This is a genomic window from Membranihabitans marinus (assembly GCF_019802045.1).
GTDB lineage: Bacteria > Bacteroidota > Bacteroidia > Chitinophagales > Saprospiraceae > Membranihabitans > Membranihabitans marinus_A.
This window is the reverse complement of record NZ_JAHVHU010000002.1, coordinates 108756-129155: the sequence shown is the minus strand read 5'-3', so window position 1 is coordinate 129155 and position 20400 is coordinate 108756. Positions and strand designations below refer to the sequence as shown.

General features: G+C 45.0%; 19 protein-coding genes and 1 riboswitch. Of the genes, 6 read left to right on the top strand and 13 right to left on the bottom strand.

Features of this window, described 5'->3' with window-relative positions; all coding sequences use genetic code 11:
• Positions 1-3: 3 nt before the first annotated feature.
• Positions 4-2364: a TonB-dependent receptor gene (locus tag KUV50_RS00995; RefSeq protein WP_222578213.1), complete on the bottom strand. Its 2361-nt coding sequence runs from the start codon at positions 2362-2364 to the stop codon at positions 4-6.
• Between the two features lie 183 nt (positions 2365-2547).
• Positions 2548-2863: riboswitch (cobalamin riboswitch) on the top strand.
• A gap of 145 nt (positions 2864-3008) precedes the next feature.
• Here KUV50_RS00995 and KUV50_RS00990 point away from each other — a divergent pair.
• A complete protein-coding gene (locus KUV50_RS00990) occupies positions 3009-4853 on the top strand; it encodes a TonB-dependent receptor plug domain-containing protein (protein ID WP_222578212.1) in 1845 nt (614 codons plus the stop codon).
• A 2-nt stretch (positions 4854-4855) separates the two neighbouring features.
• The gene (locus KUV50_RS00985) at positions 4856-5905 is read left to right on the top strand and encodes a YncE family protein (RefSeq protein WP_222578211.1); all 1050 of its coding nucleotides are present in this window, start codon (positions 4856-4858) and stop codon (positions 5903-5905) included.
• Positions 5906-6371: 466 nt separating this feature from the next.
• Here KUV50_RS00985 and mscL read toward each other — a convergent pair whose 3' ends face one another.
• Positions 6372-6836 carry a large conductance mechanosensitive channel protein MscL gene (gene mscL / locus KUV50_RS00980; protein ID WP_222578210.1) on the bottom strand — a complete coding sequence of 155 codons (465 nt, stop codon included), beginning with the start codon at positions 6834-6836 and terminating at the stop codon, positions 6372-6374.
• Positions 6837-7313: 477 nt separating this feature from the next.
• Positions 7314-8006 (bottom strand): DsbA family protein, encoded by a 693-nt coding sequence (locus tag KUV50_RS00975; protein WP_222578209.1) that lies wholly within the window; start codon positions 8004-8006, stop codon positions 7314-7316.
• Positions 8007-8133: 127 nt separating this feature from the next.
• Here KUV50_RS00975 and tmk point away from each other — a divergent pair, with 127 nt between their 5' ends.
• On the top strand, positions 8134-8775 hold the full coding sequence (gene tmk, locus KUV50_RS00970; protein ID WP_222578208.1) for a dTMP kinase: 642 nt from the start codon (positions 8134-8136) through the stop codon (positions 8773-8775).
• Positions 8776-8790: 15 nt separating this feature from the next.
• On the opposite strand, the gene KUV50_RS00965 is transcribed toward tmk, so the two are convergent.
• Entirely contained in the window at positions 8791-9792 is a 1002-nt protein-coding gene (locus KUV50_RS00965) for a lipoate--protein ligase (protein ID WP_222578207.1), read from the bottom strand.
• 393 nt (positions 9793-10185) lie between these two features.
• Here KUV50_RS00965 and KUV50_RS00960 point away from each other — a divergent pair, with 393 nt between their 5' ends.
• From KUV50_RS00960 to KUV50_RS00950, 3 genes are all read left to right on the top strand, one after another.
• Positions 10186-11247: a pyridoxal-phosphate dependent enzyme gene (locus KUV50_RS00960; RefSeq protein ID WP_222578206.1), complete on the top strand. Its 1062-nt coding sequence runs from the start codon at positions 10186-10188 to the stop codon at positions 11245-11247.
• Between the two features lie 18 nt (positions 11248-11265).
• Complete coding sequence (locus KUV50_RS00955; protein ID WP_261394950.1) at positions 11266-12339, top strand: DUF1611 domain-containing protein; 1074 nt, start codon at positions 11266-11268, stop codon at positions 12337-12339.
• 94 nt (positions 12340-12433) lie between these two features.
• On the top strand, positions 12434-13507 hold the full coding sequence (locus tag KUV50_RS00950; RefSeq protein WP_222578205.1) for a mandelate racemase/muconate lactonizing enzyme family protein: 1074 nt from the start codon (positions 12434-12436) through the stop codon (positions 13505-13507).
• Positions 13508-13777: 270 nt separating this feature from the next.
• Here KUV50_RS00950 and KUV50_RS00945 read toward each other — a convergent pair whose 3' ends face one another.
• The 9 genes from KUV50_RS00945 to msrA all read right to left on the bottom strand — a co-directional run bounded on the left by KUV50_RS00945 (position 13778) and on the right by msrA (position 20072).
• Positions 13778-14356, bottom strand: a complete 579-nt coding sequence (locus tag KUV50_RS00945; protein WP_222578204.1) for a TMEM175 family protein — start codon at positions 14354-14356, stop codon at positions 13778-13780.
• Positions 14357-14457: 101 nt separating this feature from the next.
• Positions 14458-15030, bottom strand: a complete 573-nt coding sequence (locus KUV50_RS00940) for an NADPH-dependent FMN reductase (protein ID WP_222578203.1) — start codon at positions 15028-15030, stop codon at positions 14458-14460.
• Positions 15031-15222: 192 nt separating this feature from the next.
• The gene (locus KUV50_RS00935; RefSeq protein ID WP_222578202.1) at positions 15223-16101 is read right to left on the bottom strand and encodes a pirin family protein; all 879 of its coding nucleotides are present in this window, start codon (positions 16099-16101) and stop codon (positions 15223-15225) included.
• A gap of 170 nt (positions 16102-16271) precedes the next feature.
• Positions 16272-16877, bottom strand: a complete 606-nt coding sequence (locus KUV50_RS00930; protein ID WP_222578201.1) for a Crp/Fnr family transcriptional regulator — start codon at positions 16875-16877, stop codon at positions 16272-16274.
• A 530-nt stretch (positions 16878-17407) separates the two neighbouring features.
• Positions 17408-17899: a peptide-methionine (S)-S-oxide reductase gene (locus KUV50_RS00925; protein WP_222578200.1), complete on the bottom strand. Its 492-nt coding sequence runs from the start codon at positions 17897-17899 to the stop codon at positions 17408-17410.
• 252 nt (positions 17900-18151) lie between these two features.
• Entirely contained in the window at positions 18152-18433 is a 282-nt protein-coding gene (locus KUV50_RS00920; RefSeq protein ID WP_261394949.1) for a DUF427 domain-containing protein, read from the bottom strand.
• A 281-nt stretch (positions 18434-18714) separates the two neighbouring features.
• Entirely contained in the window at positions 18715-19002 is a 288-nt protein-coding gene (locus KUV50_RS00915) for a GNAT family N-acetyltransferase (protein WP_222578199.1), read from the bottom strand.
• Positions 18992-19504 (bottom strand): peroxiredoxin family protein, encoded by a 513-nt coding sequence (locus tag KUV50_RS00910; RefSeq protein ID WP_222578198.1) that lies wholly within the window; start codon positions 19502-19504, stop codon positions 18992-18994. Before KUV50_RS00910 ends, KUV50_RS00915 begins: the two co-directional genes overlap by 11 nt.
• 7 nt (positions 19505-19511) lie before the next feature.
• The gene (msrA, locus tag KUV50_RS00905; RefSeq protein WP_222578197.1) at positions 19512-20072 is read right to left on the bottom strand and encodes a peptide-methionine (S)-S-oxide reductase MsrA; all 561 of its coding nucleotides are present in this window, start codon (positions 20070-20072) and stop codon (positions 19512-19514) included.
• Positions 20073-20400: the final 328 nt, after the last annotated feature.

Genomic DNA, 20400 nt, shown 5'->3' with positions numbered 1-20400 from the left:
GGTTCAGATCCGAACTACATAGCTTAGCATAGGGATCAATCCAAGCTGATACTCATCCAGCACCTGATCACTCAACGGATCATAATACCGATAGGAAACGTTGTTGCGATTCAATACATTGCTAAGATCAAGACCTATTAAGCTATATCGCCTGGAATGGTTGATCTTGTAATAAACTCTAAAATAGGTCTTAAGTACATTCGGAAGTTGGACCGAGTATAAATTCTCCGTGGTTCGGATGGTACGTTTGGCTTGCCGACTGGCCGCTAGGTCAATCGGAGTCTCCCAAAAACCACCTGTATACACTACCTGAAAATTAACTCCAAGCACTTTTTGTTTCTCCGAATCCGAAAAATCAAACTCTTTCCCGAGCGTGGCATTGAGCACATATTGATTATTGTAATGACTGTTGCGCCATTTTTCCTGACCTACATTCTTATACCGGGCATCAAGCAGGGTGCCGGATATCATATAGAAAAGTCCTTGCTCCAGAAAATGACGGTAAGCCATTTCGACCCCCATATTTTGCCCTTCCCCATGCGATGAAAGATTCCTGGGCGGGTATTGTTCCAGCATATTTAGGACAGAGTAGCCTTCCGCTGTCGCGCCGACATTGGACAAGCCCTCATAAAATGCTGTGGTTTTAAAAGCACTGTTGGAAAAATTCTTTTCATACGTCAATGTTGATTTCCAGGATTTCATCAAGGGAAGCATGGCGTTGTTTTCAGAAGAAAATAAAGCCAGATAAGGTTGAAGTTTGTGTTGCAAACCGGTATTGAGTGCCAGAACCTGTTTTTTCGGCAACCGACGGGTGATGGCCAGCTTGGGTTCTGCGTGAAGGGTTTCAGACAGTTGATGATAACCTACCCCCAGTCCTCCTCTTAGTTTCCATTCTCTGACAGTCCATTGACTTTCCAGGTAGGGTCTGACCGCAAGACTTTTTGTATAAAATGTGGTGCGTTGGTCGGAAACCGATTGGTTCTCATATTCCAGTCCACCGGACCATATTGTGGCGTTCAGACCATAATAAAGCTGAACGACATCGTTCACCTCCTGGACCATCCCCGAATTCAGGGCATATTTGGTCAATTCCAGATCATCTTTACTGTAGAAAGCAGATATACTGGATGAGGTTTGTTCACGACGATCCCATCGCGTAGAAGCAACCACGGTTGTATTCCAAGTCGTTCGACCGGACAGTTCGGTGCGGACGCTTCCTCCGGCGATTCCGATTTTTGACTTAAAATCGATGTCAAAAAAATCCTTGTATTCCTCCCGTAAACTGTCCGCTTTGGCTTCAAAGGTGTTGCTGTTGTCACCGCCCATGGCGAAAAATTGCCAGGTTGTCTGCTCATTCTGATAAAAAGACAGTTGCAAAGCCAGGTCCTGATACAATATTTTTTCGCCACCGAAATCAACCCCCATTTGGGTCAGCAGACCAACCGTTGAATACCGGTAGTTAGCGATGTATGACCATCGATCCCCTAGGGGTCCTTCCACGGCCAGATCGATGCCGTTCAGTCCGGCCTGACCGGTAAAATGAAATTCGGACCGACTGCCTCGCTTCAGATGATAATCCATCGCCCCTGATGTTGCATCTGGTTTGTCTATCGGAATCACACCGGTATAAATATCTGTCGTCTGCAAAAGTTGGGCACTGATCATATTCACACTTCCCCCACTCAGCGTGGTACGATCCGTGGAAGTCCCCGCATTGGCCAGGTGATTAGAGTTCACGATCTCAGCGCCGTTAATATAGAAATTCATTTGATTGGGACCACTTCCACGGATGGCCAGGTTGTTGGCTTGATCGTTGACATTAACGATTCCGGGATACACGGTAGCCAGGCGAGCCGGATCATAAAAGGTGGCCGGAAACCGACGGACTTCTTCCGAAGTCAGGGTGTATCCGCCAGACAACCGCGTCGCTTGTGCGATCGGCTGATCCGCTTTTACCACGATTTCTTCGATCGCCACGGTGGATGGCTTGAGCTGGATATGCAATGGAGCCATATCCTGATGTTCCAGCGGGAGCTCCCGCATTCGCCATGTCTGGTACCCCAGAGAAGTGATGGTTAACTGATACGTTCCGTAAGGAATGTCCCGAAAAACAAAATGTCCCGCTGAATCGGTCGTCACGGCGGTCTGGACACTGTCCTTGATCAACACAATACTGGCAAAGGGAATCGGTTGGCCTCCAGCGGCTTCTTCCACCCAGCCGGAAAACTCCGTTTTGTTTTCCTGACTAATCGCGACCCCGGGCAGATACCCCATGCAAACCAAACAGACAAAGACCTTCCATTTCGCGCCCCATGCGGCTGTGGCAAATGAGTAGATCCCGGAGATTTTGAAAAATTGAGACATAATTGATTGAATATCTTTACAGATCCTTTTAAATATGCGGCTAAGATAAGCAGACTTTAAGAATTTTAGGAAAATAGAAAGCAACCGGGCTGGTTATTTTCCATATCTTTGCCACGATACTATTTTGGTTTCCGCCTGAGGGGATCGGTACGAAATAATCGAATTGTTTTGACGTGCTAAAGCTGCATTTTAATCGTTCATGGTTTCAATCGCGTCGTCAATTCCTGTTATTTTATTTCACATCTACTCTTGACGGATATAATAGGGAATCCGGTGATTTGATCCTATCAAAAATTCCGGAGCTGTCCCCGCAGCTGTAAGTCCAATTTAGTTTTTAGTTGTTAGTATATAGTTTTAGACCTTGTTGCTGACTATAAACTATAGACTACGAACTATAAGCTATTTTCCGGCCACTACGTCACTGTCCATGGTAAGTACGGATGGGAAGACGGCCGAAACAGGACGAGCCAGAAGACCTGCCAGAATACATTCAATGATACTCCGGTCGTTCCGGACAATTTTTGGATGATACAATTAATAAATTCAATGCTTTCGGGAGAAAAGTAAGGAATACACACGACAGGTTCATGCACCCGGCCTATGCGGTGATTTCCCCGATGGTATGGTAGACTAAGTACAGACTGATGAGATCAGGGCTTATAGTATTATTGTGGGCGGGCGTTATTTACTGCAAACTCACTCCCCTTTCGGGACAAGCGATCGACACCGCTATCCTGATGGATGAACTCGCTGTATCTGCACCGACCCTTCTGGGTACAGGATCCGACACGGTTGATCTGTCAACCGGAGCCAGTCAACTCACCCAGTTAACCGACGTGCTTCGGATAGAAAGCAACGTATACTTCAGGGATTACGGTCCGGGATCTTCGTCCACAGTGTCTATGTTTGGCAGTAAATCCAATGAAGTAGCGATGATCTGGAACGGCATTCAGATCGCGAACCCCATGCTTGGCGTCAATGATTACTCCATGATATCCACAGCAGATCTGACTACTCTTCGCATCGCACGGGTAGGCCACTCGACGATATTTGGCGCCGGCAGCGGAGCGGGGGCAATACTCCTGGATCAGAAAATAAAACCAGTCCTCCGACCGCTGACTTTATCTGCCGGCTGGTCTTCGCTCCAGGAATTAAAAGGAAATGCCAGCTTCACCGATGCAAAAGGCTCCTGGAAGTCCCGAACCTCGATCCAGGCAGGCAAAGCACAAAATGATTTTCGATATAAAACGCATTCCGGCACATATAAAAACCTCGATCACGCGGCCGCTGCTCATACCAATCTCTCCCACCACAGTGAATTTCATCCGCGCAAAAACCAATACTGGACCTTTTCCGCCTGGGGACGAAAACACAATCGGGAAATCCCCCCGACCTTGACAGAGGCGCGAAGCGAAGCAAATCAATCGGACGCTTTTTTACGATCCGTGATTCAATACCACTTCACGACATCCAAGCACCACCTGAATGTAAAAGCTTATTATGGCTTTCAAAAACAACGTTACCGAAATCCTTTGATCGATCTGAATGCAGTCCACCGTTTCCAAAATGGGCAATTTCGTGTCGACAATCAGTGGCAACCCCACCCTGATTTTTTCATCAAATATGGGGTACAAAGCAATTATTTCACCAGCCGGTCCGACAACTATCACGGACGGAAGCACCAACACAGGAACTCCGCCTACGCACATCTCCAGTATGAGGTGCCCGGATTACCCATAGAACTCATTCTTATGGCAAAACCCGAGAAAGTCACGGGGCAAAAAATGGGCTGGACGACAGAAGGGAAAATACGGTACAGCCAAAAAACCACTGGGGATTGGATGGTTTTTGCTAATAAAAATATGGTATGGCCCACGCTCAATGACCTGCACTGGAGTCCGGGCGGCAACCCTGATCTAATGCCAGAAAAAAATCAGATTTACGGACTTTCATGGAAAAAGTCCTGGGCGGATAATCTTCGGAGTTCTTCTACGTTGTATTACCGCCAGGCTAAAAATTGGATCCAGTGGCTTCCTGGAAACCTGGGTTTTTGGCAACCAATGAATGCACATCAAGGCAGGAGCTATGGGATAAATCTGGAATTAGAAAAGGCCGTTGGCCCTCATGTGAAGATGAGATCAGGATACCAGTTCGTTCGCAGCTACATCATGGATGAGGCGAATCGCAAAAATCAGACCGTATACAACCCGGAGCATCTGTGGTCTTTTACAGGTATCAGCAACATAAAAAAACAATGGGAATGGAAACTCGAAGGGCAGTATACTTCAACCCGGTATGTCACCAAAGATCACACCGAAGCTTTGGATCCATACTTTCTGTGCCATTCCAGCTTGATTTACACCTTAAAAAACAGACCCTGGTCTTTTGCAATGCGAATCACAAATCTATTCGACTCCAATTACGAGGGCATTAAAAACCGGCCAATGCCGGGCAGACAAATTCATTTACATACAATCATAAAACTTTAATAATGAAGAACCTATTTTTATTTATTGCATTTTTTACGGGGTTTATCTTTTTATCATCTTGCGAAAAAGAAGAACCCGAACAACCCGATCAGATCGATTCGTTCGAAGATGGGGTTATTATCAGTTGTGAAGGCGCATTCGGACAGGGCAATGCGGTCGTTTACTTTCTGGACCCCGCCAAACAAGCTTATGTCCCTGAAATTTACAGAACGGTCAATCAGGAACCAGCGGGGGATGTGTTGCAATCAATCACCTTTGAAAATGATAACGCTTATCTGGTGATGAACAATTCAGGTCAAATCATCCAGGCCACAGAAAAAACTTTTGAAAAGACAGGTTCCATTGAAGGGCTGTCCGCACCCACAGAAATCGACATAGAGGATGGTCAAGGGTACATCGGAAGTCTTTATTCACAGCATATATTGGTGGCAGATATGAATAGTCTTCAGGTCAACGACAGTATTTTTTTGGGGGAGCAATCCAATCGGATTTTTGAAGACGATAATCGATTGTGGATACTGAGTCAATCTGACTATCAGGGACGGGTCAAGGATCACATCTATGTAATCAATCTGACAGATCACAGCGTGGATTCTGTAAAAGTAGGTTCCCATCCCACAGACTGGGCGATTGGTGACAATGATGAGCTGTATGTATACTGCCGGGGAAATGAAACGGGAGAAAGTCCATCGATTCATGCGATCAATACAGAGTCACCCAGCACAACACAACAGGTGGAACTCGCTGCTCCGGGTGGATTTTTCACAAAAATCGCTTACGATGAAAGGGAAAATCGGGTACTTATTCCCTTGGAAGACGGCATTTATGCTTACCAGCCGGGCGATAATTCCATCAGTTCCACAGCTTTGATTAATCTCGATCAGATCACAGCATTGTACGGTTTGGGGGTGTCGCCTGATGATGGAGATATTTATGTGGGTGATGCCAAAGACTTTAACAGTGCAGGGGTGGTTGCCATCTATACCAGCACTGGTGAAGCCAAAGGCGCGCTGCAGGTCGGGATAGGACCGAATAATTTTTATTTTGATTAAACACCGTTTATCCGGAAAAAATAAAGGTCTGATCGCGTATATCGTGATCAGACCTTTTTTATTACACCTCGTTTGAACCTTTACACCCGCTTTATTCACCACGTCAATCTATTATGATGCATAATATGCAGGTCATCAATTGCTTAAATTCCAAAATTGGGCCTATTCCATAGCCCAATTTTGGGTGACGTTTGACTTTTGCGGGTTTCACCACCTTTCTTAAGTGCTATAATCCACATTATCCATCTCAAGCGACTTCACCCTGTGATAATTCATCTACAGGGTATAGTCAGCCAGGCTTTAGGCGCCATTCGGTAAGGAGAATGCTAATGCTTTGAACTCCGTAAGGTGATCAACCTGACCATCGTAGTTTTTAAAATGGTTTTGGTATTTTAATAACCCGATTATATGGAAATCTCAACGACGTCCTTTTTACTCAATTTGGGCGCCAGTTGGCAAATTTAATTTAAGCACCTCGCTGCAACGAGTCCCGGATTTCCAGCAACACTTCCAGCTCGGTTGGACCAGCCGGTTCTTCTGGTGCTGCCTCTTCCTCTTCTTTTTTCTCATTGAGTTTATTCAAAGACCGCACAATGACCCACAGTGCCAGCGCTACCAGAATAAAAGCGATTAATGCATTGATAAATGATCCGTAGGCAAGGGGAACACCACCCGCCTCGCGCAGGGCTTCCAATGAGGTAATATCTGCTACAGAGGATGCACCTTCAGGTAATTCAGGCGGTGCTTTCATCACGATAAATAAATTAGCAAAATCAGGCATGTTGAATAGAGCAGCAATGACTGGTGTGATGATATCACTCACCAGTGACTTAACCACCGTGCCAAATGCGGCACCTAACACAATACCGACAGCCATATCGACCATGTTACCTTTGACGGCGAATTCTTTGAAATCATTAATCATTCCCATGTTTGAAGTAATTTAGTCCGCTTTATTCACCACGTCACATTATTATGAGGCATTCTATGCAGTGCATCAAGTTTTTAAATTCCCATATTGGGAATATTACCTGCTCCATTTTTGCGTAACGATCGACTTTTGCGGTTTAGATTAAATAGTTGAACATACATTAATTATTTAAAACCATCAAAATAAATTATTCCAAAAGGCATGAAACATCAAATAACACCACTTTATAAGTCTGATCTCAGCCTCGCCAGGGTACATTGAATTCAGACAACGCTGCGAAGTGATCTCTAAATAAATGCATTGGGAATTTATGCCATTTGCATTGATAATACCGTATAAGATTTTGTAAATATTCAAAGATTGTCTAGGAAAAAACAGAAGTATAACTGGCGTTACACGAGTATTGTTTACAAAGAGAATCGAAGAATATTTCGGAATATATCCGGCAATTATGAATTCAAACGGTATGACCCCGGATCACGACGGCGAATTCTGAGGTGGCGCGACACCGTTCTTAGTTGCATTTTCCTCCATGACATTTTGTATTCGCTGATTCAGAGTTTTGAACGGGGTGAAACCGCGCGCTACCAGATAGAATTGCTGGTCTCCAGTCTGCACCAATACGGCCGGGTACGATGTCACTTCCAGCTGACGAGCCAGATGAAATTCATACTTAGCAGCTTCAAGGGATTTATCAGATTCAAAGTAATGAACAAAAGCCTGCCAGTCGATCCCAAAGTCTTCAGCGACTGACTTGTAAGACGCTGTTTTGGTCAGATCCTGCAATTTGGTGTAAATCAATTCCTGAATAGCTTCGGCCTGTTGAACTTCCCGATCAGGCGCAAAATGCTTCAGGGTGGCCAATGCCCGGGCGGGATATACCGAATTGAAAGTATAGTCGAAGCTTTCGGGCGTTTCCATCATTTGGATAAAATCATCACTGATGGGTTGCCCGGTCATTTGAGTCACCCGACCAAATGCCTCGCGGGGGCTTGTGAACTTTCTGGCCAGCACATCCACTTCTGTATCCTCCGGGATCATACCACCACTGAGTACTTCTATGTCCAATGCATCCTTATACTCCTCGGCAATCTTCCCAATCACCGGCCCCATGCCATAACACCAACTGCAATAAGCATCAAACACATAGATAATTTTATTCTTTTTCATTTTAGTTTAATTTTATTTCTGGAACAAGCGCCAAGTACAAGGCACCTTGCGGTTTTAAATCGCCATATTCCCGGGAATTTGAAAACAACACTTTTAATCCCAGGCAATCTATTTATCTTTGGCTCCTATGATTAAAAATAACCATCAGGCAGAATTGTTCATTGCGTTTGAAGGGATAGACGGGAGCGGCAAGAGTAGTCAGATCAGTTTTTTGCAGGAAAAACTGACCCATCATCTGCACAAAGTACACCAAACCTGCGAACCAACCAATGGCCCCATCGGACGAATGATTCGTGATATCTTTACGGGCAAGATGGACGGGGATCATCATACCATTGCAGGCCTTTTCGTGGCAGACAGACTCCATCACCTGTTGAATAAAAACGATGGAATTTTACTAAAAATGTCGAGGGGGTATACCGTACTGACCGATCGGTACGTGTTTTCGTCCTATGCTTATCAGGGAGCACACGTCGATTTGGATTGGGTAATCGCGGCCAATGCGGAGAGTCAACGCATTCTACAGCCGGACCTGCATATATTTCTGGATATATCGGTCGACACCGCCATGGAGCGATTGAAAAAAGGACGAGAATATATGGAACTCTTTGAGACCCGGGAGAACCTGGAAAAAGTGCACAAAACGTACATCGATATATTGGAACGGTTCAAGAACGATCAAAACATCCTCATTGTGGATGGCGCGCAACCGCAAGAAGTGATTGCCGAAGAAATCTGGCGGACCGTCAGACCGATGCTGGAGGATTGAGCCACCCAGGCAGCATTATTCATCCGCACCGTATACTAGATCTGTAAAGTCTTTTGGATCGATTTTCCCGAAATACATCTCCACATCCACCCCCTCCATGGCCTTTTTAATATCTTCGGGATGGTAACGTCGGTTCTTAAAGCGTTCCTCCAGCGTATGAACAGGCTCTTTTCCAAAAAAGTCACCGTATATTTTCATATTCTTGATCATGCCTTTTTCCACATCCAGTCGAAGATCAATCTCCCCGATGGGGAAACGTCGATTGCGTTGAATATTGAATTTGGGTGAATGACCATAGTTCCAGTCCCATGTGCCGTATTTGCGGTCCCGAAGTTGAAAGACGCCTTCCCACTCCTCGTCGGTCAGGTGGTAGGTAGAAAAATCAGGTCGATTTGCATATAAGCCGTGCAGCACCTGGGAGCGAAAGGTTTCGATGGGCGGGGGTGAATCAAGAAATTCGGTAATATTGGCGACCCGGCTGCGGACAGACTTGTGTCCTTTTGAAGCGATCTTACTCATCTTAACCTGCAGCGCTTTACCCACTTCGGACAAATCACTATCATACAACAAGGTTCCATGACTAAACATGCGCCGGGTGGAAGAAAATTGGGCATTCCCCGAAATCTTCTTCCCATGGGCCAGAATATCATTTCGGCCACTCATCTCCGCGTCAACACCCATATCCTGAAGCACTTTGATCACCGGCCCGGTAAATTTCTTAAAGTTGTTCAGGCTTTCTTTGTCATAGTCTGTGATGAAACTAAAATTCAAATTCCCATGGTCGTGATATACCGCTCCCCCACCCGAAATACGACGCACCACGTGAATCCCTTTTTCTTCTACATATTCGTGATTGATTTCCTCGAGCGTGTTCTGATTTCGACCGATAATGATCGAAGGTTCATTGATGTAGAAGAGCAAGTAATTCTTGGCTTCATCAAAATGGCGTAAGGCGTATTCTTCCAAAGCCAAGTTGGTGTGGGGATCTGTGATGCCTTCGTTTTCTATAAAAATCATAGACAATGTGTATTGAAGTAAAAAAATTTATTTTCCGGCTGCCGTTTTGATGACAGCCTATGGGCTTCGCAGGGTATGCAACCCCTTCATTTGATATATTCTAAAACGCATTTGCTCATTTAATAAGTTTTCGTGTGCTTTTGCTTTACCATCGGAAACAATGAAATCGCCCGGAAGTTGAACCCTACCCCCAAAAATAATGGATACATTCAATTGTTTAGTAATACCATTTGAAATCATAATTGCCGCATATATTCCGAAAAATTATACGGCATTATCAAACACAAAGGGTATAAATCGCATGGAAATCGCAGAATACTGCACTTGAAAAAATAAAACCTACAATTTGCTAAATTCCAACTAAATTTGATTTGATAATTTGACAACACGGACATGAATCTAAAAGATGGTGTAAAAACGGCCGATAATAATGTCTCGTCAGAAACGAGAAAACTTGGTGAATTTGTGAGGGATAAAAGTAAATCCCTGGTGGACCGACTGGAATGCTATGAAGACATCATCAATCTTGAAATTGGGGATACAGGGCTCAACCGGGCCAGAACTCTGGAGCGTGAATTTGATATCCGGCAACTGTTTGTCAAGTACGAAGGAGACAATCCGACCGGCACACAAAAAGACCGAATAGCTTTTAGCCAGATTTACGATGCCCTGCGCAGGAAATTTGACACCGTTTCCCTCGCCACCTGTGGCAATTACGGGGTTGCTGTAGCGCTTGCAGCCGAACTGGCCGGAATGAACTGCAAGATTTTTATCCCGGAAAGCTACCACACAGACCGAATCACCGAAATGGAAGCCTTGCAAGCTCAAATCATTCGCTTGCCCGGCAACTACGAAGAAGTGGTCACCCGAAGCAGCCAACTGGCCATCGAAAACAAGTGGTATGATGCAAATCCGGGCGGTTCCAATACTTCGCTTCAGATATCTGCGTATTCTCATATAGCACGGGAGATCTACGATGACCTGGGTGATGCACCGAAATACTGTGCCGTCCCGGTCTCAAACGGAACGTTACTGGCTGGAATCTTCAGAGGATTTGTCAACTTGTACAAACGGGGAAAAACGTCACGTATACCCAAAATGATCGCTGCATCCTCTACCCATAAAAATCCGATCGTGGAGTCATTTATTCATGGATTGTCCCATTGCAGGGACCTCAAGCCGGAGAATATCAAAGAAACAAAATACAACGAACCACTGATCAACTGGCACAGCTTCGACGGGGAAGAAGCTATATATGCCCTGCTCGAATCCGATGGGGCCGCTTTCAATATCAGCGATAAAAAGATGAAAGACATGAGTACTTTGTTATCGAAAAAAGAGGGCCTCCGGATCCTGCCTGCTTCTACAGCCGGGTTAATTGCATTGCTGGAAATGAATAAAGAACAAAATTTTGAGCCGGATCGGTATGTAGCCATCCTCACCGCAAAAAATTAAACGTAAATCGAGTATATTATGAAGAATACAATTGATGGAAAAGCCTTGGTGTATTGTGAAGGCTCGTTTAATACGCCAAATGGAAAGACCACCCATGGGTTGGTTCGCTTTACAGAACGATACGACATCACCGGAATAATTGACAGCTCCTACGCAGGTCAGGATGCAGGTGAAGTACTGGATGGAAAACCCACTGGTATTCCCATTTTTTCGTCCCTGAAAACGGCTATAAAAGAGCTGTCTTCAACAAACCGACTTCCCGACACGTTTATCGTCGGCCTGGCGCCAGATGGTGGAAGACTACCAGCGCAGGCAAAAAAGGAGATCCAAACCGCCCTGGAAATGGGCTGGAACGTCGATAGCGGATTACATGACTTTCTGACCGACGACCCGGATTTGGTGAATATGGCTGAGAAACACCATGTTCGCATCCGGGATGTACGCAAACCACCCAGGCTGGACCAACTCCACTTTTTTACCGGTGAAATCGAAAAAGTGGCTTGTTTAAAGCTGGCTGTCCTCGGAACCGATTCATCCCTGGGAAAACGCACGACCGCCTGGATTCTCGTACAGGCATTCAGAAGCGCGGGATTAAAAGCTGAAATGATCGGAACCGGTCAAACCGCCTGGATGCAAGGCGCCAAATACACGATGATGATGGACAGTTGCATCAACGATTTTGTATCGGGCGAGATCGAACATGCCGTTGTGAGCGCCTGGAAAAATGAGCAACCCGATGTGGTCGTTATCGAAGGTCAGGGGAGCCTGATGAATCCCGCCTACCCTGGAGGATTTGAAATACTGGCGGCGGGAAGGCCGGATTACGTTATCCTTCAGCACGCGCCGAAAAGACTGGAATACGATGGGTTCCCGGGGTACAAAATGCATCCGTTGAATGAACAAATCAGAGCCATTGAAGTGATTTCGGGTAAAAAAGTGGTGGCCATAACGGTGAATCATGAGGACATGACCGATGCAGAAATTCTGCCAGCTTGCGCAGCGATTACAAAGGAAACGGGACTACCTGCTTTTGATGTTTTGAAATACGGCGGGGCAAAACTGGTAGAATTTCTTATAAAAAAGATAAAATGACCGGACATCAAACTTATACTTATCTGCGAGCCACAATCTACATTTACAAAATCTCAGTTTCGCACTATATGTGCCATTTTCTAAAACCAGCATTATGACGATCACGGAAGTTACTTACCGCCGAATGGAATTCGAGCTTTCAGAACCTTATTACATCGCTTATGAAAGCATCCACAGCACGGTTAATTTCATATTGCAAATCAAGACAAACGCAAGCATCATAGGCTATGGATGCGCTGTCCCGGATGCTGAAGTGACGGGTGAAATCCCTGATCAGGTCGAACACACCTTGCAAAACACGATCATTCCCTTTCTGTCCGGCAAAGATCCCTTCTCGTACGCCCGGATCCTTTATGATCTAAAAAAACTTCTCGGAGATGAATCCTCTGCAATGGCGATGGTCGATATGGCTCTTCATGATCTTATCGCCAAAAAATCCAGGGTTCCCCTGTATCGGTTTTTGGGCGGTTATCGAAACAGCATTCCTACCAGTATCACGATCGGGATCTTATCCATCGAAGATACCATCGAAAGAGCACATGATTTCATAGATCAAAACTTCTCCATCCTGAAAATCAAAGGAGGCAACAACCTGGATGAGGATATAGAAAAAATGATCAAACTGCGCGAAGAGTTTCCGGAAGTCATCCTGCGCTTTGATGGGAACCAGGGCTACTCTCTGGAAGATTCCATTGCTTTTGTGAATGCCACGGAGCGTGTCGGCATAGAAATCTACGAACAACCCGTTCATATTAATAGCAGTAAAACACTGGGAAAGGTTACTAAAGGTGTGGATATTCCGGTCATGGCCGACGAAAGCCTGAAAACATTGTCCGATGCCTTTTATCTGGCACAGAACGAACATGTAGATATGGTCAATATCAAACTGATGAAAGTCGGTGGGATTCTGGAAGGAATGCACATCAATTCCGTGGCCAAGTCCGCCGGACTGGAAGCCATGGTGGGATGCATCGATGAATGTGCACTGGGCATCGCTGCCGGTCTGCATTTTGCATTGGCCCGACCCAACATCCGATACGCTGACCTCGACGGGCATCTGGACCTGATCGATGATCCATTTCAAGGACTATTCAAACTCGAAAAAGGAATCCTCTACCCTTCAGACCATCCGGGACTGGGTAAAATAGATCCATCCATTTTTAATTAGTTATTCGTTATTAAGTGATCTGTTGATACGTTGGGGCGTTTGTTATTCGCTATTTTGTTATTTGTTAATACGTTGAGGCGTTTGTTATTTCAAAGAACTTACTGGAGAAGGGAGAATCCAATAAACTGTGTCAATAAACTTATCAACCCCATACACCTCATAAACCTCATAAACCCCATCAACCTTATCAACCTCATAAACCTTATCAACCACTACATCCAATCCCCTTTAAATCAGAGGCTGTGGCCAGGCAAACTATATAATCCACTTTTACCCCTGATAATCTATGGTCTCTACCCCTTTCTCCGGGATGACCCACAGGGCGGCAATTCCGAAGATGATTCCAATTGATACCCACACATTGGCAAAAGCTAATCCGATAGACAGGGCATATAGCACCACAGAAACTATTTCCTTTGGTCCCCCCTTGGTCACCTGGGCCAGATCTTCGTTTTCAGGATCAAGCTCTCTTAAAGTTCTCTGTAAAATATACCAGCCCACTGCAGCCATCATAAGTACAAAGCCATAGGACGCTACCGGCAACGACGCCTGATGATTTTCACCCACCCAGCTCGTCGTAAACGGGATCAACGACAACCAGAACAATAAATGGAGGTTCGCCCATAAAACTTTTCCGTTTACTCGTCGGGTCACTTGAAATAAATGGTGATGATTGTTCCAATAAATCCCCACGTAGATAAAGCTCAGTATATAACTGATCAGCGTAGGAGCAATCTCAAGTAATGATCCCCAGTTTGTATCATCCGGCACTGACAATTCCAGCACCATGATGGTGATAATAATCGCTAACACGCCATCGCTAAAAGCTTCTAATCGTCCTGATCTCATATTTTCATCTTACGTTTTTGCGTTCAGTTCCTAAGTGGTTTGTCGGAAACGTTGTAGTGCGATTTTTTCTAAAATAAATTTCAGACCCTGGCCAGCATCCATCAAGATACTACTCTCATCCCTTTCAAAGCAGTTGTCCACCGAATCAATTCATTCACCATATTTCGGGCAGCTTTTTCAGATATTTGATTTCCTTCAAACTTACCATCGGAATCTATGAACTGTGCAAAAAATGGAATATTTACGGCCTGAGGTATTGGCATCATGCCTAATGCGACTACTGAGGGCAACAACCGAACTACGGCTCTGGTTCCCGCTGACACCCCACCATAACTGACAAACGCCATGGGTTTTTCGGCCCATTCTTTACTCAAAAAGTCCAACGCGTTAACGATTGATGCAGGTGGACCATGATTGTACTCCGGGGTGACGACGACAAAAGCATCCGCTTCAGCAATTACAGCACTCCATTTTTTGGTATGGTCATTCTCGTATTTTTGCGATCTTGGATGTTCTGCTTCATCCAAAAAAGGAAGGTCCACCGCCTTAAGATCCAGTAGCTCCACCTCAAATTCTGAAAAATCTTTCAATACATCGAGAAACCATTCTGCTATGGCCATTCCTTTGCGTCCGGGGCGCGTGCTGGCGACAATTACCTTTAGATTATATTTCATTAGAATTCGTTATTTAGTTATTTGTTAATACGTTGAGGCTTTTGTTGTTTAAAATGATTTACCGGAGCGTACTATTCGCGTCTTAACCAACGACCAATACCCAATAGCAAAGCGTCCCAATACCCAATAGCGAAGCGTCCCAATACCCAATAGCAAAGCGTACCAATACCCAATAGCGAAGCGTCCCAACATCTAATCTTCAAGAAACCCGAATTGCCCCATATTAAAATCCCGCATTGCCTGCGCCAACTCCGCTTTGGTATTCATGACAAAGGGACCTTGGGCCGCTATGGGTTCTCCGATAGGTTCTCCGCTCATCACCAGTACCAGAGAATCTTCTGTGGCTTCTACCGAAAAATTTTCACCTTCATTTCCCATCAATACAAAATGATCGGTCGGAACGTGCTCTCCATTATTTATTTTCACACCGCCTTCGATGACTAACAAAGCGGTATTGTAGTTCGCAGGTAAAGAAAAATCAGCCGATCCCCCATTTTTTAGATGAGCATTGTACAAATGCACGGGCGTAAACGTGGATGCCGATCCTTTTACTCCGTTGTATTTTCCAGCGATCACTTCAATCTCTCCCATACCATTCTCCAATTCATATCGGTTAATATCCTTATTCTCAAGACTTTGGTATTTGGGCGGTGACATCTTGTCCTTCGCAGGCAGATTCACCCACAGCTGCACCATTTGAAAATCACCCCCTTCTTTACTCCACGCTCTTTCGTGGTATTCTTTGTGCAAAACCCCTGAAGCCGCTGTCATCCACTGAACATCACCTTCTCCGATCACGCCACCACCTCCTGAACTATCATGGTGTGCCACTTTTCCCTGATAAGCAATAGTCACTGTTTCAAATCCCCGGTGTGGATGTACACCAACACCTCTGGGTTTTTCCGTCCCTGAAAAATGAAACTTGGAATTATAATCGAGCATGATAAATGGGTCCATCCGTTGCATCGTCAATCCATACCCACTCGGAATAAAATTGTGTACCCGGAAACCATCACCCACATAATGTGCCTCGCGTGGTTTCATCACCATTTCTACATTTTTCGTTTTCATAATATCTTCTATTTAATGTTCTACAAAAATAGAAAGACAACACTACCTGTCCATTGACTTATGTTAGGATCTGAAATCATTCATCGGATTAAAAATCGGGAAAGTACTATCTCTAGCACCCATACTGCGATCTTTCTCCTCATGAGCATCCTGTCCGGGTAGATAACAGATCATGGTTTGAAGTTCTCTTTGGCCAACTCCCGCCGCACCCGGCTCAGACTTTCCGGTGCGATACCGAGATAGGATGCCACCATCCATTGGGGCACCCGCAATAAAACGTCTGGATACAATTCAATAAAATTCAAATAGCGTGTACGCGCTGTAGCCCCTTGAAGAAGGTTGATGCGCCGGTTGAGGTGACGAATATGATTGTGAAGCAAAAGATCATTGTTTTCCCTGAAGTCCGGACAAAGGTTCGTCAACTGATCCATCATCGCTAGATCAAAACGGACTATCAAAGTATCTTCGATCGCATCGATATAAAAGAACGCCGGTTCATCAAAATACACGCTGCCGCGGTCACCAAGAATCCAGTTTTCCGGAGCAAAATGCAAGATATGTTCCCGCCCGTCTTCAGAAATATCATACATACGCAGCATCCCTTCTTCTACGAAATAAAAAGAACGCCCTCTACTGCCCTTCCGCACCAGGATATCCCCTTTTTTAGCTTCCTCCGAATGAAAGAACGGCTCCAGGTTGACGATGTCAACCGCTGACAATCCCCATTCTGTTTTTAGATACTTTTGAAAATTACTGTCCATATCCGAATATATCATATACCCGGGATAATAGCATACTATTGTAGATGAATTGATGAAAATTTTTATTTCATTTCGAGCGACTAAAGTCGCCGCTACAGGGGGCCAGTGGTTTTGACTTGATATCAGTCTTGAAGTCGAACAGAGTTGTTCCTTTCTCCCGGGCATTGCATTGGAACGAAGTACTAATGAAAGGGAAGCGTTTTACCGGATAAATAGTAGCAGAAGCCCCCGTATCGGTCCCCCAAATACCATATGGGGCAAGCTGGTTTAAACTGCCGACTGCACACGTTGAATTCTGTATACCAGCAATGTTCAATAATAGGAAGTAGTCAGGCAGGCTTTAGGCACCACGCCATTTACATATATAATAGAGTATTGAATTTTGAAAATCAACGACTAGATTGGTTGAAACGCTGTGGGTAGTTGGTCTCCATTGGCGTCTATGTGTTATAAATTAGGGTGAAGTCTTTTTCTATGGATGTCAATCGTAGTGATTCCTTTTTGGAGGGAGTAATCATTTTAAAATATGATTTTCTAGAGTGGTTTCAGCTTCTATTTTTTAACTTATCTGGAAATTTACCAGCTATCCGATCCAACTTGGGCTGTATATAAGTTTTACAAAAAGGCTTCTCCGGATCGTTGTAATAATAGATTCTAAACTGCTCTTCAGACGGACGAAACGCCCTGAAGGGCAACACTTTGATGACGAGCTTCTTCTCAAAATCTTTGCGCAATACGGCCAGTTCTGAATTCACCTGATCGATCTGCGCAGCAGAAAAAGCATAAACAGCTGACCTGTACTTTACCCGCATTCGATGTTCCGAAGTACTGGCATGGGTATGTAGATGTATGGTCAGGAGCTCCCTTAGTGAAATTTTTTCTTTGTCAAAATGAACCACAACCGCTTCCGAAAAAGTATCATTCGCACCAGTAGATGCCACAAATCCCTGTTCCACTATTTCGACTCCGATCAACGACTGAAACACGGCTTCCGTACACCAGTGACACCCCCCTCCAAATGCTATTTTTTCAATCATCAGCTTTTTTTCTTTGTAGGTGGTCTTTCGTTGGCAGACAAACTCTTAGTTGACAACGATATGTATCCAACCACAAACGGTACCACCAACCTCCAGCACACCCCAAAAAAATGAAAACACATCAGAAGACCAGAATCTAATCCAAAACTTAAAAATCAAACCACAAAATAAAACTCATGTACTCTCCATGTACTAAAGAATTAATGATGCGAACACAAAAAAACCCACTAATCCCGCATCAACCATTCATAATTAATCATTGACTTCCACCCCTTTCCAAAAGGCGACATAATCCTGGATGTGACTGGCAGCGTCAAAGGGTTCCGGATAATACCAGGCTGCATCCTCATTTTCTTCACCATCTACCTCAAGGGTCAGGTAGGATGCCTCGCCCTTCCAATGACAGTGGGTACGGGTATCTGATGGTTTAAAATACGCTTCCCGGATGCTGCTCCGCGGAAAATAATGGTTCCCTTCTACAATCTTGGTTTCATCACTCTCGGCGACGACCTGATCATTCCAAATAGCTTTCATAATGATTTTTCTTTTTTAATATTTCTTGCAAAATTGCTTTTTTGCACCCATTATTTTGACTCAGATATCGCTCCATCTCATGGCTAATGGCTAAGGGAGGAAACACTAACAGCGAAGTTTACCTCCCGTCACGAAGTAGGGAGGCGTACCAACAACCAAGAGCGCAGCGCCCAAAAGCGTAGCGCCCCAACTCCCAAAAGCACAGCGTACCAAAAGCGAAGCGCCCTAACAACTAAGAGCGTAGCGCCCCAACTCCTAAATGCGCAGCGTCTCAACCACCACTAATGCTCGACCACTTCCTTCCATCGCTCACTTCGCGCGGCTACTTTGCGTATAAACGGACAAACGGACACCGCTTCATACCCCTCTTCGGTCAGCTTCTCAAACGTCTTGTGAACCAATATTTTGCCATACCCCTGTCCCCGCAGATTCAGCGGCACTTCGGAATGCACCAACCAAATCTTTCCATCCCGGTGGCGGTAATTTACGGTCGCGGTCTGCCCTTCGATATCCATGACAAACCGGTTTTGATCTGGTTGATGTTGTACTGTAAGCGTTTCACTTTTCATTATTGGTTGTTGTTTTAATTAAAAATTCGATGGCTTTTTCTACATCCAAATGGAAGTCCGCGAAAACCACCTGATCATCCTGATCGATAAATATAAACCAGGGTGTCCCACCTGTTCCATAGTTTTGCATGATTCGGGAGACCGACTTTCTTTCGTGACCGGCATCGTGTCCGAATGGAATTTGGAGTCCATACTTCCTTTGGGTTTCGATCATTTTTTCATACGTATTGGCATGGAAACCCTCAAAAACGGTCTGTATGGCCAGAAAAACGACGCCATCATTTCCTTTCAGCGCTTCGACCATCATTTGCAGATCCGGAAATCCTTTGCTGTGACAGCCGGGGCACCAGCTTTGAAAACAAAACAAAACTTTGAATTTCCCATGATAATCGGACAGAGTCACCGGGCCAGTCGGCACTCCATTTTGATCAACCCACTGATCCACATGGAGCTCAGGCGCGGTCTGACTCTCCAGCGGTTGGTTTGTATCGTGATCTTTCATAATCCCGTTATGCGGATGCTGTTTTTAGTTTATCCGCGTGCATTTGTCGAAGTTTATTGAGCTTCGGCGTTATGACGATGCGGCAATATCCCTGGGAGGTGTTGTTGCGGTAATAATCCTGGTGATTGGCTTCTGCTTCGTAGAACACATCCAATGGGCTGAGTTCTGTAACCACGGGATCATCGTAAAAATCCCCCATCTCATTCAGGACCTCCTCAGCCGTTTCTTTTTGATTCTGGTCGTGGTAGTAAATCACTGATCGATACTGCGTGCCTCTGTCCGCTCCCTGCCGGTTCAAGGTAGTTGGATCGTGACTGGTCATAAAAATATGAAGCAGATCTTTATACGAAATTATTTCAGGGTCGAACTGCACCTGAATCACTTCGGCATGGCCGGTTTGGCCGGTACACACTTCCCGGTAAGTGGGTTTTCCGGGCGTATCACCACCGCTATAACCCGATACGACATTTTCTACCCCGTTAACCTCCAGCATAACTGCCTCGGTACACCAAAAACACCCGCCGCCGAGCGTGGCTGTTTCAAATTGTTTGTTTTTTGTATTATCCATTCTCTATTTCCAAATTAAATGACAGTAATTTCGTTACCAAAACATTCCGAGACCAGCTCCACCAGGCCTTTTCATCTTTAATTTTTGATAATTCTTTCATCTAACACATTATAACCGCATTTCGTTTAAAACGTAAAATAACTTCCCTTTCCCCTTCCCCTTTCACCTTTGAGCTTCCTTGCTTTTAGCTTTGAGCTTTTGACTTTGAGCTTCCTCGCTTTGAGCTTGAGACTTTGAGCTTTGAGCTTCCTTGCTTTCAGCTTGAGACTTTCAGCTTGAGACTTTCAGCTTTGAGCTTGAGACTTTGAGCTTCCTTGCTTTGAGCTTT